The organism is Mumia xiangluensis (genome assembly GCF_010994095.1).
Lineage (GTDB): Bacteria > Actinomycetota > Actinomycetes > Propionibacteriales > Nocardioidaceae > Mumia > Mumia xiangluensis.
Genome location: NZ_WJYO01000001.1, coordinates 811,203 through 827,156, shown reverse-complemented (window position 1 = coordinate 827,156; position 15,954 = coordinate 811,203). Strand labels below are relative to the sequence as shown.

Below are 15,954 nucleotides of genomic sequence, written 5' to 3'. Positions count from 1 at the left end.
CACCCCCTCGCTGGTCGAGTAGCCCGAGCCCCGCCCACCCCCTCGCTGGTCGAGTAGCCCGAGCCCCTGGGCGAGGGCGTATCGAGACCCCCCAGTCCGCTACTGTCCGGCCATGGATCCGACGGTCGTCGTCGCGGGCATGGGCTTCGCGACGTCCCTCGTGAGTGTCTGGCTGGCCGGGCGTTCGCAGCACCGAACCGACCGTGAGGGCCGCATTCTCGAGGCACGCCTCCGCGTGTACGCCGAGTGCTACGACTCGCTATTCGACTACTCGCGTGCCACGTACGACCGGGTGAAGTCACGTCTGGAGCAGCGTCCCGAGTCAGAGCGCGACCTGATCCGCCAAGAGGCCTACCGCTGCAACGCGCGGGCCCGCTCGGCGATCGGGCAGGCGTACATCCTCACCGGAGACAGCGACCTCGAGAAGGCGTTGTCCGGAGCCCGACGGACAATCGGCCGGTTCAACGGCGCCGCGGACGGCGACCAGTTGAAGCAGCTCCAGGACGAGGTGTACGAGGGCCTGAAGGCCGCGCTCGACATGGCGCGCCGCCACCTCGCCGAGCCGAAGCGCACCGTTGGCCGCTCCTTCGGTGGTCGAGTAGGCACGAGCCGCTAGCACCCCTCCGGTGGTCGAGTAGGCACGAGCCGCTAGCCCCCCCTGGTGGTCGAGTAGGCACGAGCCGCTAGGCGAGGGCCGTATCGAGACCCCCCGTCGCGCCTCCTCACCCACGCTCACCCCCGGTGTGATGATGAGGTTGTCGCTGACCGCACCGACGCGAGGACAACCCCGAGGGGGCGCGATGTTCAACTTCTGGACCGTGGTCTACCTGATCGTCGTCGGCCTCATCGCGGGCTATCTCGCCCGGCTGCTGGTCAAGGGCTCGGACCCGATGGCGTGGTGGCAGACCATGCTGCTCGGGATCGTCGGCTCGTTCATCGGCGGCTTCGGCGGCTATCTCCTGTTCGGCTGGGACGAGGACGAGGGGTTCTTCCAGCCGAGCGGCCTGATCTTCTCGATCCTCGGCGCGGTCGTCGCGCTGCTCCTGTGGCGGCTCGTCCGCTCGCGCACGGCGGGGCCTCAGCACAGGGGCTGACAGGGCGGCCGGCGGCGTACCTTTCGGTCGATTCGGACCCCGCTGCCTCTTCCCTCGGACCACCAAGTTAGGTTAACCTCAGCAAACTTAGGTTGGGCTTGTTAACGGAGTGGGCCGTGATCGTCTGTCAGTGCAAGGTCGTCAGCGACCAAGCGGTGGATGCCGCCGTCGCTGCTGGCGCGCGCACGGTCGGGGCCGTCTGCCGAGCCACCGGGGCCGCGCAGGACTGCGGTGCCTGCATCTTCTCCGTCAAGGCGCTGGTCTGCCGGCACGAGCGTGACGAGTACGAGCTCCTGGAGGCCGACGGCGCAGCGAGCTGAGGCCTGACCCTCCGAACCATCCGGGTTTCCGGATGGGCTTTGGTGTGCCAGCATCGAGGTCTGAGCCGCCACACCCCGGAGGTACAAGGTGCAGCCGAAGAGCCCACGGATCATCGAACTGCTCAATGACGCACTGACGTTTGAGCTGACGGTGACCAACACGTACTTCCTCCACGCCCGCATGCTCGACAACTGGGGCTTCGGCAAGCTCGGCAAGATCTTCTACGACCTGTCGATCGACGAGATGAAGGATGCCGACGAGCTGATCAACCGCATCCTGATGTACGACGGTCACCCCAACGTCCAGCGGCTGAACGCGATCACCGTCGGTGAGACCGCCGAGGAGATGCTGCGGCTCGCGTACGACAGCGAGAAGGTCGCGGTCGCCCAGTTCAACGCCGGCGCACAGGAGTGCCACGACCTCGGTGACCACGGCACCGCCGACGTCTTCGAGGACATGGTCCGCGACGAGGAGCGGCACGCCGACTGGTTCGAGAGCCAGCTCGACGCGATCGAGCGGATCGGCATCCAGCAGTACCTCGCCCAGCAGGTGCCGTCCGGCGAGGGGCCTGGCTGACGGCTCGTACGGGCGATCAGCCACCCGGAACCGTCGGAGCGGCGAGCCCCACGAGCATGTCCGCCACGGCGCGCAGGTCCTGCTGCGACCGCACGTGGTCCTGGTCACTGAGATACACGAGGACGGTGCCCACGACGCTGGCGACCAGCGCCCGGGCGAGGGTGTCGAACGGTACGGCGCAGGTCTCGCCGGCGTTGCTGGCGGCCTGCTGGCACAACCGGGACACGATCCGGGTGTAGCCCTCGATCTGCCACCGGGCCAGGTGCTCCTGGCCGGGGGTCCGGAGGGCGTACGCGAACAGCTCGTGCCGCATGAGGGCCAGCCGGGGGTCGTCGACGACGAGCCGCTCCCAGTAGCGGTCGAGGCCGTGCCGGATGGCGTGCTCCAGGCCCGCGCCGGTATCAGTTGCCTCGAAGACCGCTGAGACCTCCGCCCGGACGTCCTCCAGCACGGCAGTGATCATCTCCTCCTTCACCGGGAAGATGTAGTACAGCGTCCCGATCGACACCTGCGCCTCGGCGGCCACTGCCCGCAGCGTCGTGCCGGCGACGCCGTCGCGCGAGAGCACCGCACGGGCGGCAGCCAAGTACTGGCGGCGCCGGTCAGAGGCCTTGACGTATGCCATGGATTCTCTTTCGGTCGTACGACTGTGTTCTGCGTCACATTATCGCGTTCTCGCGTCATGAATTGTCCGAAATGTCGTTCCCTATTAGTCGGTCAACCGACTGACTTGGCCTGGCCAGGCCCCGCGCTGGGACGGCTTCCCGAAGATGCAGGACGAAAGAGACACCTCACATGCGCAAGACCATCATGGCCGCGCTCGCCGTCGGCGTGCTCGGCACTATTGCCCTGACGGGTACCGCCGACGCCGCGACGACCGGGGCCGCTCAGCCGGCCGGGACCACGTTCCTCGGCAAGGGCAGTGTCCAGACCGCACTCGGCATGAACAACGCCGCACTTCAGAAGGCGGTCGACTCCAACGCTCTGACATTCAGTAGCAAGCAGGACGTCTCGCAGGCGCTCTCGCAGGCCGGCACGCAGGCGGGCACGCAGACGGCGACCCAGTCGGTGTCGCAGGACGTGTCCTGCACGCTGAACTCCAACAAGATCCAGTTCCACCGCGACGGCACCCGCGAGGGCGTCGCCACCGGCACCCGCGAGGGCACCCGGGCCGGCGAGCGTGACGGCGTCGTCAACGGCACGGTCGCCAGCTCGATCGTGTGGGACGCGCGCAAGACCGGTCAGTGGACCGGCTTCTGGCTGAGCGCGCCGGTCGTGACCGGCACCACGATGGGCGAGAACGAGTTCGGCACCGACTACTCGTTCGGCGACTATGCCTTCGGCGACTACGCGTTCGGCGCCGTCGCGTACGGCGACTGGACCGGCACGCCGACCGAGAACCCGAGCGTCTGCCTCGGCGGCAACCCGAACGTGACCGACGTCGAGAACGTCATCACCGAGGGTGCGATCACCGATGGCGCGATCACGGACGGCGCGATCACGGACGGCGCGATCAGCAACGTGGGCGACCTCGTCTACGGCGCGACCACGCTGCTCGTCAACGGCAAGCCGATCGTCTGATCCGGATCACCCCGCGTCAACGCCCCCGGCCGTCTGGCCGGGGGCGTTGCCATGCGTCCCAGGCGCTGGCCGCGTCACGGCAGCACGGCCACTCCGTCGATGCGCACCGACTTCCCCTTCGTCACGGTCTTGATCGTGATCGGGCCCGCGAACGCCCGCCGCGGCAGCACGACCACCTGGCGGTGACGCGTCCCGGCTCCGCTCAGCGTCACGCGCGCGATCCGACGCTTGCCGACGAGCACGTCGACCGTCCCGCAGCCCTTGCACCGCGTGACGACCAACGCGATCGCCCCACCCCGGGTCCGGCCGGTCTTCAGCGTCGCGCCCTTGCGGGTGGTCGTGGAGATCGTGCGCTGCAGGTACGCCGCGCCCTTCGCCCGCTTCCACCCGGCCGACGCCTTGAGCGCGCGGTCGTCGTACGGCGCGCTCGTGCACACCGTCGCGCTCCACGCCGACACGTTGCCTGCCCGGTCGCGCGCCCGCGTCGAGAAGCACGCCGTCGTCCCCGCCGCCACGGCCCGGGTGAGCGTCGTCGTCCGCGACGCCTGCCAGCCCTTCGGCACCGACCATCCCGACGTCCCTCCCGAGCGAGCGACCGTACGGACACGCGTGTCGTACGACGCCACACCGGACCCGACGTCGGCCCCCGAGAGCCGTACGACCGCCCGGCCGTCGAGCGTCACCGCGGCACCGCGCGCGGCCCTCGCGGACGGTGCGCGCTTGTCGACGCGTACGCCGCGTACGGGGCCGGCCGTGGCGCAGTTGCCGGCCTTGTCGCACACCCGCCGCGACGCGGTCGCCGCGTCCGCGGTCGCCGTCCCAGCGGCGACGGAGGTCCGCAGCACGAACGCGCCGTCCGCCGGGTTCGCGAGGCCACTGCCGCCATCGGTCGCCGTGCAGGAGACCGAGACGTCGGCCCGCGACCAGGCCGCCGACGGCTTCGCGCACGTGATGCTCGGAGCCGTGTCGTCGGCGGCCACGCCCTCGCCCCGCAGCGGGACGGTCACGTCTCCGTTCGACGCGGGCACGACGAGCGACGCCGTACGCGTGCCGGCCGCCGTCGGCGTGAACTCGACCGACACCTCGACCGACTCGCCGGCCGCGAGCGTACGGGGCAGCGTCCCGCCGTCGACCGCGAAGTCCGCCGCGGCTGCGCCCTCGAGCCGCGGCGCCTCGACCTGCACGGCAGCCGATGACGTGTTCGTGAACGTCACCTCCGTGGCGTCGGAGCTGGAGCCGAGCTCGACCACGCCGACGTCGACGCTGCCCGGATCGGCGGTGACCCCTCCCGTCCGCGCACCGGCGCCGACCCGCGCGACGAACATGCGCAGCTCACCGCGATACTCGCCGACACCCAAGATCGACCCGTCGTCAGCAATATCCATGGCGCCGTGGAGATGGAACCAGTCCTGTCCGGGTGCTACCAGCGCCTCCAGGCGCCAAGCCTTCCCTGACGTATGGACGAATGCCCGCAGGTCCTGAGCGCGTCCGACGAAGTCACCGACCGCGTTCACCGACTCGGCACGACCCGGTCCCTCCTCGATGACGGTCCGCTTCCTGTCCACGACCCGCAGCGGGCGGCTCATCAGCTCACCGGCGATCGCGCCGCCGTCCGCGACGTCGAGGGCCATCGAGACATCGCCGGGGTCCATGCCCATCGAGTCGATCCCGCCATTCTCCCAGCGGACGGCGTTCTCGCGGCCGAACCGCGAGAGCGAGTAGCCGACGATCAGCCCGTCGTCATTGATCGCGGTCGCCGTGCCGCCTGCCGACGGGTGGGTCGGATCGAGGTCAGGCAGGAGCGTGACCGTGCCGTCGATCCATGTCGCCGCCTTGTTGTACGACCGGCCGACGACGGTACCGGCATCGTTGAGCGCGGTGGCGACGAAACCCTCCGGCAGGCGTACGGGCGCACCGTCACGCCACAGGTAAGACACCTGGTCGAGCCAGTAGACGATCTCGCCGTGGGCGTTGACGCCGAGGAGGTCGAGGTTGTCCGACGCGACCGGCAGAGTCGTCGTACGGCCTGAGTGCTCGAGCGTGATCCGCCGCGTCCCCGCGCTGTCACGGCTCAGCATCGCGATCGTCTCGCCATCACGGACCGCGCCGACGACGTCCTTCGGCAACGCTTCGAGCGTGTAGACGAGCTTCGCCCGTACGGCGCCGGACGCGAGGTCGTCCTCGAGCGGGTCGCCGTTGTCGGGCACCGAGTCGCGGTCGTCCTCGCCGGCGGCGACGACCTCGGCCTCGACGTCCAGATCGGTCTCGGCACGCGTCACGCGTACGGCGAGGTCGAGCGTGGCGGAGGATCGCTTCGCCAGCGAGGGGATCGTCCACGTGCCCGAGCCCGCGTCGTACGAGCCCTGGCTGGGCGTCGCGGACACGGGCACGAGGCCCTCGGGCAGCCGTACCTCGATCTCAAGGTCGGTCGCCGGGAGCGGGAAGGAGTTCGAGGCGGTCACGCGCACCGTCGCCGTCGACCCGACCGGCGGCTGCTCGGTCGGCGCGGTCACGCTCACCGACACGTCGCGGTCGGTGATGTCGTCGACGCAGGCGTCGCCGATGCCGTCGGCGTCCTGGTCGAGCTGGGCGGGGTCGGCCTTGAGCACGCACACGTCGGTCGCGTTCGGGACGCCGTCGCCGTCGCTGTCGGAGGCGGTCGCGAGCGCCGCTGCATCCTCAACGTCCTGCCCCGACCGAGCGGCTCCGGCACGCGCGGCGACCGCGGCGGGCACGCCCTCGGTCCGGTACCAGCCCGAGCTGCGCATGTCGTACCGGAGGTTCGCCCAGTCGTCGTGACCGGCGAGCGGGATCGAACGGGCGGTGAGGCAGTCCGTGCCGCCGCGTCCGTCGGCGGCGATACCGGCCGCCACACCGGTCTGCGCGGCACCGCCGACCTGGTTCCAGTCGATGGCCCAGATCGGCGACCCGCTGCGCCAGACGCACTCGCCCTTCGCGGCGTCGTACCAGCTGAAGGCGGTGGCCGACCAGCGCCGGGAGATCTCGGCCTTCGTCGCGACCGACTCGTTCGCCGCGATGCCGGCGGCCTCGTCGAGGTTGTTCTCGAACAAGGTCGGGAGCTTCCACCGCGAGTAGTCGAGCGGACGGTCGGGCGTCGAGCCGAGGAGCTGGAACGTGTAGTTCATGACGCTGAGGTAGTTGGGCTTGTTCTGGACGTCGTCACCGCCGCCGTGGTCGAGTCCCAGGGCATGGCCGAGCTCGTGCATGAAGGTGCCGGCCTCGACCTCGCTCTTGCACCACTCGAGCGTGACGCAACGGCTGAGCGTCCCGCCGACGCTGACGACGTCGTCGTCGTCCCAGCTGCCGATGCTGACGAGGACGTCCTGTCCGCCGAGGTCCGAGACACCCGACGTCCGAGGGGACTCGTCGAACCGATGGGTGAACAGCGCGTACCGGTAGATCAGCCGCTTCGCTCCGAGCACCGCGTGGCAGCGGGGGCCCGTGCGGTCGGCCTTCGTCCCGAACGCGCCGTCGCAGAGGTCGCCCGGCGTGCCGTCCTTGAGGTCCCAGTAGTCGTCGTCATCGCCCGATCCACGCCCCATCACCAAGATGTCGCCGCTGTGCTCGACGGCGTCGTCGGCGCGCCCGGCGGCACCCGGTGAGAGGTGCAGCGCGATGCCGTTGTTCGGCGCGAACTCGTACGCCTTGACGACCCGTCCGAGCGCGTGGGTGGACGGGCGGTCGCTGTGCAGCGCGCCCTCCATGTAGTCGACGTCCACGTACACGTCGGGCTTGGTCGGGTCGGCCCCGTACGGCGCAGCGTTGAGCGGGAGGTCGACCACCCGGTCGCCGTCGTAGTCGATGCCGCTCGTCTCCCAGCTGTCGCAGATCGCGTCGCCGTCGTCGTCGAGCGTGCCGTCGCCGTCGGTGTCGAGGCAGACCATCGAGACCTCCGAGGTGGAGCCGTCGGAGGTGGTCACCGTCGCGGAGTACGTGGCGTTCGCGGTCTGGTCGCCGGCCAGCTCGAGCACGAAGTGCGCGCCGGCCGCGGTCGGGTAGGAGGTCGCCTTGCCGACCCACTCCTTCGCGGTCCCGAACCCGTTGACCGGTCCTGGGCCCGCCGCCTTGTAGACGTCGACGACGGCGCCCTTCGGGTCCGGGGTTGTGAGGACGCCGGTGACGAACGTCTTCGCCTTGACCTTGTCGTACGACGCGGAGACGCCGACCGGGAAGTTCAGCAGGCCGTTGGGACCGGTGTCGGCGTCGGCGGCATCGTTCGGGGTCGGGCCGGCGGTACCAAGGTCGACCGGGATGCCGCCGTTCTTGTCGATCACGTTGCCGCGGACCGTGACGGCGGTCGTGGCGTCGTCGCCCTCGATCGCGACGCCGGCTCCGGTGTTGTCGGTGATCGTGTTGCACGCCGCGGTGCAGCTGCCGGCGGTGATCGCGTCGGTGGGCTTGGAGCCGATCGTCACCTTGGTCGCACCGCCGTCGATCTTGACGCCCTGGCTGCGGTTGGGCGCGCCAGCCCCGCTGGGGAGGACCCCGACGGTGTTGGCGGCGACGGACACGTGGGACGAACCCCGTACGAGGATGCCGACGCTGTTGGCGACCACCAGGTTGCCGTGGCCCGGCGTGCCGACGTCGTGGCCGCTGCCCTTCTCGACCCAGATGCCGACGCCCTGGTTGCGCAGGGTGCCGGTCTTGGCGAGGTTGGCGCCGACGGTGTTGTCGGTGATGGTGCTGGCCGACATGCCGTGCGCGACCACGATCCCGTCGCCGTCGTTGCCGGAGACGAGGTTGCTGCGGACGTCGCCGTACGCACCTGCGGTCGGCGCCGCGGCTTCGGCGGTGAGCTTGATGCCGGCGTTCTTGTTCGGTGCGGCCGATCCGCCGGTGCCGTCGGTCCCGACCCTGTTGTTGAGGATCTCGAGCGGGTTGCCCGTGTGGCCCCCGACGGCGAAGACGCCGCCGCCGTCGTTGCCGGAGACGACGTTCGTACGCACCGACGAGCGGCGGTCGCGGACGAGAAGGACGCCGACGCCCTTGTTGGGGACCCGCGTCGTCGTCGCACCCTTGGCGAGACCGATGGTGTTGTCGCTGATGTCGTTGTAGCCGCTGTCGGCCGTACGGATGCCGTCGCGCCCGTTGCCGGAGATCGTGTTGCCGGTGACCTTCGCGTACGCGGTGGGGACGCTGGGGTCGCCGGTCGCCGAGAGCCGGATCCCGTCGGAGACGTTGTCGAGGGCTGCGGTGCCGGCCGCGTTCGTACCGACGAGGTTGTCAGCGATCAGATGGGGGTCGGAGCCCGCGAGGCCGGACGCCCAGACCCCGGTCTCGCCGTTGCCGGAGATCAGGTTGGACTGGATCGTCACCTTGGCGGCGGTGATGGCGGCGATGCCCTGGCTGCGGTTCGGCAGCTTGGCGGTGCCTGCGGCGTTGGTGCCGATGCGGTTGCGCGAGATCACAGTCCCCTTGGCGGCACCCGCGACCTCGATGCCGTGGGAGACGTTGCCCGACACGAGGTTGCCGTCGGCGTCGGTGGTGCCGCCGATGCGGGTGTCGAGGGCGCCGCTGAGGAGGCTGATGCCGAGAAGGTTGGCGACCGCCGCGGTCCCTGCGGCGTTGGTGCCGATGCGATTGCCGGCGATGTCGTTGCCCTGCGCGGCCGCGCCGTTGACCGTGATGCCGGTCTGCGCGTTGCCGGAGATGACGTTGGGGCTGGCAGAGGTGCCGATGACGTTGTCGGGGGACTTGTCGATGACGATCCCGAACGAGTTGCCGCGCCCGGTCGTGCCGTCCGGGGCGATCCCGACGTAGGTGCCGGTGACGAGGTTGCCGCCTGGTCCGGAGATGAAGATCGCGACGTCGAAGTGGGTGAGGACGAGGCCGGAGACCGAGCTGGTGCCGGCGGCGAGGCGGAGGCCGTCACCATTGGCGCCGACAGTGTCGCCGGCGAGGTGGACGATCGGCGTGGTCCCCGCGCCGGGCTGGCTGAACCCGTCGATCGTCACCGGGTCGATGATCTGCGGGAGCTCGGACGTCGGCGAGATCGTGACCGGGCCTGAGCCGATGGCGAAGCGGATCGTGTCCGCGCCCGCGCTGGCGTTGGATTCCTGGATCGCGGCGCGAAGGGTGCAGACTGCGCCGTTCGCTGCGCTCGTACGGCACTGGCCGTCGCCGGGAGTGGCGTCGGCGTGGTCGGCGGCTGAGGTGACGGTGTACGGGCTCGCGGCTGCGGCTGGTCCTGTCGTGGCGGCGAGCGTGCCGGCGACGACAGCGGTCGTGGTGGCGAGCATGAGCGCACCCGTGCGCGCAGCGCGAAGCATCCTGGTGTTCCCCCGTGTGTCAGATCCGCCGAGTACGGATTGGAGCCCAGCCCTTCCCCCGATGGGCTGGGCGTTGGACGACCGTACGAGAGCGGGGGTTCAGCGGAGGGTGAGTTTGTGGGGGCGTGCTGGACGACGGTACGTCGCGGTGGGATGACGCGGAAAAGGCTTGAGAACTCCTTCGAGCAGGCCATCGCGATGCTCAAAGAATTGTAGAGAGCGGCCTGGTGTGGCTTGGCGGGCCGGTGCGCCAGCGAGGATTACTGAGAGCTTGGCTTCGCGCTCGACGGAAATCCGGTGGGCGCGGTTCCGGCGACAAGCCCTTGAGCGCGGGTCACACAACCGGCGGGGCGCCCTTGTTTCCATCCACCTCCCAGGAGCCCGCCGGTCGGACATCCGTCCGCACGCCACCCACGGATCCTCACCGAGCCCACAACTAGATGCTGGCGGAGACCTGCCGGTGCCAGACTGAGACCCATGTCTAGGAAGGAAGCGCAGCGTGAAATACCGGCTTGGCCCCGACGGGATCCACGTGTTCGACCGCGCAACAGGATGGAACGTGCTGCTCGACGAGATCGTCGTCCCGGAGCACCAGTGGTCGCCCGGGCCGCGACAGGTATCTATTGCCGTCACTAACACCTGTGACCTGTCCTGCAGCTACTGCTACGCCCCGAAGCACCGCGCGGCTGCACCCGCGGAACAACTTTGCAGGTGGATGGCCGAGCTCGATGCCGCAGGAACGCTCGGCGTCGGATTCGGCGGCGGCGAGCCAACCCATTTCCGCGCACTCCCCGAGGTGTGTGCCTACGCAGCAGAACACACCGGGCTAGCCGTCACCCTTACCACCCATGGTCACCGATGGGACAACCAGTTGGTGGCTAGTCTGCGGGGCGCTGTCCAGTTCGTCCGCGTCAGTGTCGACGGAGTATCCGATACTTACGAACGGTTACGAGGCCGGACCTTTCCGGCACTCCTCGACAAGTTGGGCCTCATCAGCGAGAACTTCCGAATGGGCCTGAACTGCGTCGTCAACAGTGACACAGTCACCGACCTCACCGCGGTCGCAGCCCTCGCCGAGCAACAAAGAGCCTCCGAATTGCTCCTACTCCCGGAGCAGCCGACCGCCGCGCGACCAGGCGCCACCTCGGCTGTCATCGAACTTATGGACGAATGGGTACGGTCGTACGACGGTCCTGTTCCACTCTCCATATCTGCCCATATAGGCACATCGCTACCGATTGCCGAACCACTCCCGCTCGAAAGTGGGCTCCGCTCGTACGCGCACATCGACGCATCAGGATACCTACGTGCAACCTCGTACTCCTCGGTCGGAGTAGCCGTCGGCGAGGCAGGCGTACTGTCAGCACTTCGTGAGCTGGAAGAAGCCGAGGCGGCATGAAGATCTGGAACGGCTTCGGGACGGAGCATTCAATGAACCTGGCGATGGTCGGCCATTTCAAGACTGAAGTCGATGCGAGGCACGCACTGTACGTCATCGACCGGATGAAGGAGGCCATGGCCGCCGAAGAGAAGGGAGGTCGCTTCTCCCTCGGCAACCACAACCGTGAATTCAGCGGCGAACTCCTCAAGGTCATGGACGAAGTCAACATGCACAGCTTCGGGTACAACGACCTCGAGCAATTCCTCTACGAAGTGGACGCCACAGTGCACGGCAATCAACTCGTCCTCGCCACCGACGAAGTCGAAGTCCTCGGCTACATCAAGGTCCTTCTGCACCTCGACGCAAAGATCGAGATGTACTCGAAGCACGTTCACCCACACGGCTCGGACATCTAGCCGTGGACGCATTCTGCCGCCACTGCCAGACCCTGAACTCAGTGGAGGAGTACGCGTAATGCCAGACCTCAACTGGGACAAGTTCGACGAACTTCCCGGCGACAGCACAGCGAACTTCGAACTTCTATGGCGCGGAGCCATCCGCCAGACCTACGGCCGGTACGGAGACTTCCAGGCGCGAGCCCAGCAGCCCGGCGTCGAGTTCCACATCCATCTCAACCAAGACTGCGGCCTCGGCGAAGCCGGTCGCTGGTTCGGCTGGCAGACGAAGTGGTGGAAGGTGTCATCCGGCACCGCCATCGGCACGAACCGCCGAGACGACGTAGAAGACTCCCAAGCGAAGACCGCTATGCACCTCCCTGACCTGACCGACTGGGTCCTATGCACCCGAAGGCCATTCACCCCGAAAGACCAGGCCTGGTTCAGCAGCCTCACGCCAGGCTTCAAACTCGACCATCAGGTCTCCGAAGATCTCGCCAACCTCCTCGTCGGCGACGTCGAACTCCTACGCGAAACCTACTTTGGAGACCTAGTCATCAATGCCGCCCGACTCGAAGAACTACAGGAATCGGCGGTCTCCGAGGTCCGCGAACGCTGGTTCCCTGAAGTCCATCAGTCCACCAGTGTCGAACTTGCCCTGCGGCAGATGCTTGCAGAACCCGACGCTTGGAACGACCTCGACCACATCGGCCATGAACTCAAGTCCCTTGTCCAACGAGTCGACGGCACTGTCGGGCAGGTCGCCATCCCCGCCAACCTTGCGGACGATCTGGCCGACTTGGTCGAGCGTGCGTTCAACGTGCGTCAACTCCTAGCGGAGGTCTACGAACGACTGTCGCCCGACGGTGACCACACCTGGCGCGAACTCGGTGACGCTGTTATCCCAACACCCCCTCCCGCCACACCACCGGTCCTGCGCAAACTGCGAGCCGAAAACCACCCAGCAGCGCCGCCGCTCACCAACCTCGTGTTTCGCACGCGGGAAGCCATATCCCTCGCCAACCAAGTCTTCGACCGCCTCGCCGCCCAAATAGTTGTAGTCACCGGAGATGCAGGATTCGGAAAGACCCACCTCGCCGCGAGGCTCACGACCGCAACCGAGGCACGACCAGCCGGTGTCCTCCTGTACGGGCGGCGACTAAGCGACCGAGACGATCTCGACCAACTGGCGCGGCAAGTCACGCTTGCCGGCAAACCCGTACAAACCTTCGACGCACTCCTAGCAGCCGTCGACGCCGCTGCAGCACGCGCCCAGTGCCGCCTCCCGATCGTCGTCGACGGCCTCAATGAAGCCGAGAACCCTGGCGACTGGCGTCCACTACTCGACAAGCTCCAGAAGAAGCTCGAGAAGTACCCATCAGTGCTCGTCATCTGCACCATCAGGGAGACATTCGTACCGCGAGCCATCCCCACAAGCATCGATCGCGTTTTGCCCCTGGACGGGTTCACCGTCGAACTGTCCGAAGTCGTAAAGAAGTACTTCGAGTACTTCAAGATCGACGCACCCCGTACTGAGCTGCCACGCGACCTGTTCCGCCAGCCGCTAGCCCTTCGCATCTTCTGCACAGTGGCCAACCCCAGCAGGGAAGAGACGGTCGTCCTGGCCCACCTTCCCCGTTCGCTGAACGAAATGTTCGGCACCTACCTCGCCGAGGTCGCCGACCGAATCGAGGACCTCAACCCGCAACTCAGAGCGTCGGAAGTTCTCGAGGCGCTCGACGCGCTCGGGCTCGAACTGTGGAAGGAAGGAACACGTGAGCTCCCCGAAGCTCGCGTGAAGGAGATCTTTGGCGACCTGACTCGAGCCCGGTGGGACGGAAGCATCCTCGCTGCGCTCGAGAACGAGGGCGTGCTGATCCGCCAACCGGCCCAAGATGCCGAAGCTCCGGACCACACACTAAGACCTGACCTCGTCGTTGCAGTCGTATACGACCTTCTCGCCGGATACCTCATCGCGTCCGCGACAGTCAGGCACGGCGGAAACACCTTCGTCCAAGCTCTCAAGACACCAGAGGTCGAAGGACTTCTCGCGAATACCTCGGCAACGCGCCACCAGCTAGCGACAGACATCTTCGACGCTCTCGCGTTCGTGCTCCCAAGGCACAACCACGGACAGTTGTGGCAAGCCGTTGGCGACCAGTTCGTTCGACCCGCGTTGCTGCGGACGGTCGCCCTCGATCCCGCATCAGTGGACGACGCGACGGTCGAGACGTGGACCAACGCCATCAACAACGCTGAGAACACCAGTCCCTACTGGGCCCGCCTCCGCGAATCTCGAGCAATTCCCGACCACCCCCTAAACACCACCTTCCTGGACACCATCCTTCGCCCCATGGCCGTCAGCAACCGCGACCTCCGATGGACCGAGTGGCTCCGTTCAAACTGGCAGAGCGCACTCGCCGACGCCCATGCCATCGCCGCCGACTGGCAGAACCGGCCCGAAAGAACAGACGCAGATGCCCTCCGCGCACGATGGCTCCTCTGGGTCCTCACAAGCACCGTCAGAGACCTCCGCGACGCAGCCACCGCAGCTCTCTATTGGTACGGCCGCGGCAACAGCACCGCCCTGTTCAACCTCGCGCTCGACGCACTGACAATTAACGACCCTTACATCGGAGAACGCGCCACCGCCGCCGCCTACGGCGTCGCCACCGCCCACCAACAGCACGACCCCGAGTTCGAAATCCAACTCGCCGAGTACCTCACCAAACTTGTGCCCATCGTATCCGGCGACGAACCCACAGCGCCCACCTTCCACCGCCTCACCCGCTACTACATCGCAGGCACCATCGAGTTCGCCCGAGCCCACTACCCACACGCACTCCCGCCCGCAGCGGCCGACGGAATCGACTTCGCCCCAGGCGCCCTTCCCGCCCCAATCCCCAAGGGACATCCGTCCCACAATGACGCCAACCTCACGATCCACATGGACTTCGGCAACTACACAGTTGGACGCCTGTTCAGAGACCGCGGCAACTACGACGACAAACACCTCGGCCACCAGAAAGCGATCGCCCAGATCCTCGGCGTCGTCTACGACCTAGGGTGGCGCCAAGAGGAGTTCCTCAAGATCGACTCGAGCATCGGCCGACGCAACAACGACCGCGGGCCGGACCGAATCGACCGCTACGGCAAGAAGTACGCCTGGATCGGGTTCTACCTTGTGGCAGGAGAACTCCTAGCAAGCGGCGCCCGGCTACATTGGCTCGAAACGGACATCGACCCGACCTTCCCCCAACGCAACCCGCAGCTCCCATTCGACCTTCCCGAATGGATCGGCACCACCGACTCAAGTGACGAGCAATGGCTCCTCAACGGCACCATCGAAGTCCCAGACGACCTCCTGTACCGCCCAACGCTCGATGGCGACGAAGGCCCCTGGGTACTCGTCCACGCCAACCTCAGCTCCAAAGACAATGCCACCGGCCGCAACACCTTTGGCCTCTTCAACACCATCGCCGTCGACGCTTCCCAAAGCGAAGACATCCTCAAGCACTGGGAGAGCATCAGCTACCCCGGTCGCGATCTAATTGACCTACCAGCCGCCTACTACCTGTTCGCCGGAGAAATCCCATGGCACCCACGAATGGTGTCCTCTGGAGAAGACATGGCAGGAACAGGCATGAAGAACATCCCCTGGGACCCCAACGACGGCTGGACCGACTACCACAACGAGCCCCACGAAGACCCGTACAACAGCTTCGTCCGCGGATACCACCCCGCCCCGTACACCGACCAAACCGACGAACTCGAAAACCTGCCCACCGAGATCAATGACTTACTGGCCAAGTACGGCGGCACCGCAGACGACACAACCCCCACGCCCCCGAAACTGCCCGTCGAACCGCCCCGGAAGGCCACGACTCTCCCGTTCGAAGTGCTCGCCCACACCTTCGCCTGGGAAGGACACAACAGCTCCGAGAATCAGGCCTTCTCCTACGTCCCTAGCAAACGACTCTCCAACGCCTCAAATCTCCGCTCTACGCCTGCATCGTTCAATCAAACAGACCCAACCGGGGCGCCGGCATCCAAGAGCTACGCGGCCTCAGCCGGGCTCGAAGGCAACCTCCTCTACATCAGAGAAGACATCCTGAAGAGCTACGCCAGCGGACTAGCAGTCATCACGGTCGGTTTCGGTGAACGCCAACTCACGCATTCCCTCCCCAACGTGGAAGTTCCCGACGCCATCCGGAAGGTTTACCAGCAGAACCTCAACGTGTGGCGAACCCACCGCATTGTCGATCAAGGGTCAGTCCCGCCCGAAAAGACACCTCCAGCCACCGACGATTAGCATC

Annotated in this window: 10 protein-coding genes; 8 read left to right on the top strand and 2 right to left on the bottom strand. The window is 67.1% G+C overall.

Translation table 11 applies throughout. From position 1 onward, the window contains the following. Positions 1–112: 112 nt before the first annotated feature. From GH747_RS03750 to bfr, 4 genes are all read left to right on the top strand, one after another. Positions 113–616, top strand: a complete 504-nt coding sequence (locus tag GH747_RS03750; protein WP_149768190.1) for a hypothetical protein — start codon at positions 113–115, stop codon at positions 614–616. A 184-nt stretch (positions 617–800) separates the two neighbouring features. Continuing rightward, the gene (locus GH747_RS03745; RefSeq protein ID WP_194842879.1) at positions 801–1,094 is read left to right on the top strand and encodes a GlsB/YeaQ/YmgE family stress response membrane protein; all 294 of its coding nucleotides are present in this window, start codon (positions 801–803) and stop codon (positions 1,092–1,094) included. A gap of 116 nt (positions 1,095–1,210) precedes the next feature. Beyond that, positions 1,211–1,414, top strand: a complete 204-nt coding sequence (locus GH747_RS03740; protein ID WP_149768189.1) for a (2Fe-2S)-binding protein — start codon at positions 1,211–1,213, stop codon at positions 1,412–1,414. Between the two features lie 88 nt (positions 1,415–1,502). Then, positions 1,503–1,991, top strand: coding sequence for a bacterioferritin (gene bfr, locus GH747_RS03735; protein WP_149768188.1), 489 nt, complete (start codon positions 1,503–1,505; stop codon positions 1,989–1,991). A 16-nt stretch (positions 1,992–2,007) separates the two neighbouring features. Here bfr and GH747_RS03730 read toward each other — a convergent pair whose 3' ends face one another. Then, positions 2,008–2,616 (bottom strand): TetR/AcrR family transcriptional regulator, encoded by a 609-nt coding sequence (locus tag GH747_RS03730; protein ID WP_149768187.1) that lies wholly within the window; start codon positions 2,614–2,616, stop codon positions 2,008–2,010. A 170-nt stretch (positions 2,617–2,786) separates the two neighbouring features. On the opposite strand from GH747_RS03730, the gene GH747_RS03725 reads away from it, so the two are divergent. Then, complete coding sequence (locus GH747_RS03725; protein ID WP_149768186.1) at positions 2,787–3,572, top strand: hypothetical protein; 786 nt, start codon at positions 2,787–2,789, stop codon at positions 3,570–3,572. A 74-nt stretch (positions 3,573–3,646) separates the two neighbouring features. On the opposite strand, the gene GH747_RS03720 is transcribed toward GH747_RS03725, so the two are convergent. Continuing rightward, positions 3,647–9,832 carry a right-handed parallel beta-helix repeat-containing protein gene (locus tag GH747_RS03720; RefSeq protein ID WP_163695278.1) on the bottom strand — a complete coding sequence of 2,062 codons (6,186 nt, stop codon included), beginning with the start codon at positions 9,830–9,832 and terminating at the stop codon, positions 3,647–3,649. Between the two features lie 529 nt (positions 9,833–10,361). On the opposite strand from GH747_RS03720, the gene GH747_RS03715 reads away from it, so the two are divergent. Genes GH747_RS03715 through GH747_RS03705 form a run of 3 tightly spaced genes read left to right on the top strand, consistent with a single transcriptional unit; the run spans position 10,362 to position 15,950 of the window. Further along, positions 10,362–11,261, top strand: coding sequence for a radical SAM protein (locus tag GH747_RS03715; RefSeq protein ID WP_149768184.1), 900 nt, complete (start codon positions 10,362–10,364; stop codon positions 11,259–11,261). Beyond that, positions 11,258–11,659 carry a DUF6375 family protein gene (locus tag GH747_RS03710; RefSeq protein ID WP_149768183.1) on the top strand — a complete coding sequence of 134 codons (402 nt, stop codon included), beginning with the start codon at positions 11,258–11,260 and terminating at the stop codon, positions 11,657–11,659. Before GH747_RS03715 ends, GH747_RS03710 begins: the two co-directional genes overlap by 4 nt. Positions 11,660–11,717: 58 nt before the next feature. Continuing rightward, on the top strand, positions 11,718–15,950 hold the full coding sequence (locus GH747_RS03705) for an NACHT domain-containing protein (protein ID WP_149768182.1): 4,233 nt from the start codon (positions 11,718–11,720) through the stop codon (positions 15,948–15,950). Positions 15,951–15,954 lie beyond the last annotated feature (4 nt).

What these genes read in the sequence shown, in the direction of transcription:
- GH747_RS03725 (WP_149768186.1), top strand. Translation starts at nt 2,787, where the DNA reads ATGCGCAAGACCATCATGGCCGCGCTCGCCGTCGGCGTGCTCGGCACT.
- GH747_RS03730 (WP_149768187.1), bottom strand. Translation starts at nt 2,616, where the DNA reads ATGGCATACGTCAAGGCCTCTGACCGGCGCCGCCAGTACTTGGCTGCC.
- GH747_RS03720 (WP_163695278.1), bottom strand. Translation starts at nt 9,832, where the DNA reads ATGCTCGCCACCACGACCGCTGTCGTCGCCGGCACGCTCGCCGCCACG.
- GH747_RS03745 (WP_194842879.1), top strand. Translation starts at nt 801, where the DNA reads ATGTTCAACTTCTGGACCGTGGTCTACCTGATCGTCGTCGGCCTCATC.
- GH747_RS03750 (WP_149768190.1), top strand. Translation starts at nt 113, where the DNA reads ATGGATCCGACGGTCGTCGTCGCGGGCATGGGCTTCGCGACGTCCCTC.
- GH747_RS03710 (WP_149768183.1), top strand. Translation starts at nt 11,258, where the DNA reads ATGAAGATCTGGAACGGCTTCGGGACGGAGCATTCAATGAACCTGGCG.
- GH747_RS03705 (WP_149768182.1), top strand. Translation starts at nt 11,718, where the DNA reads ATGCCAGACCTCAACTGGGACAAGTTCGACGAACTTCCCGGCGACAGC.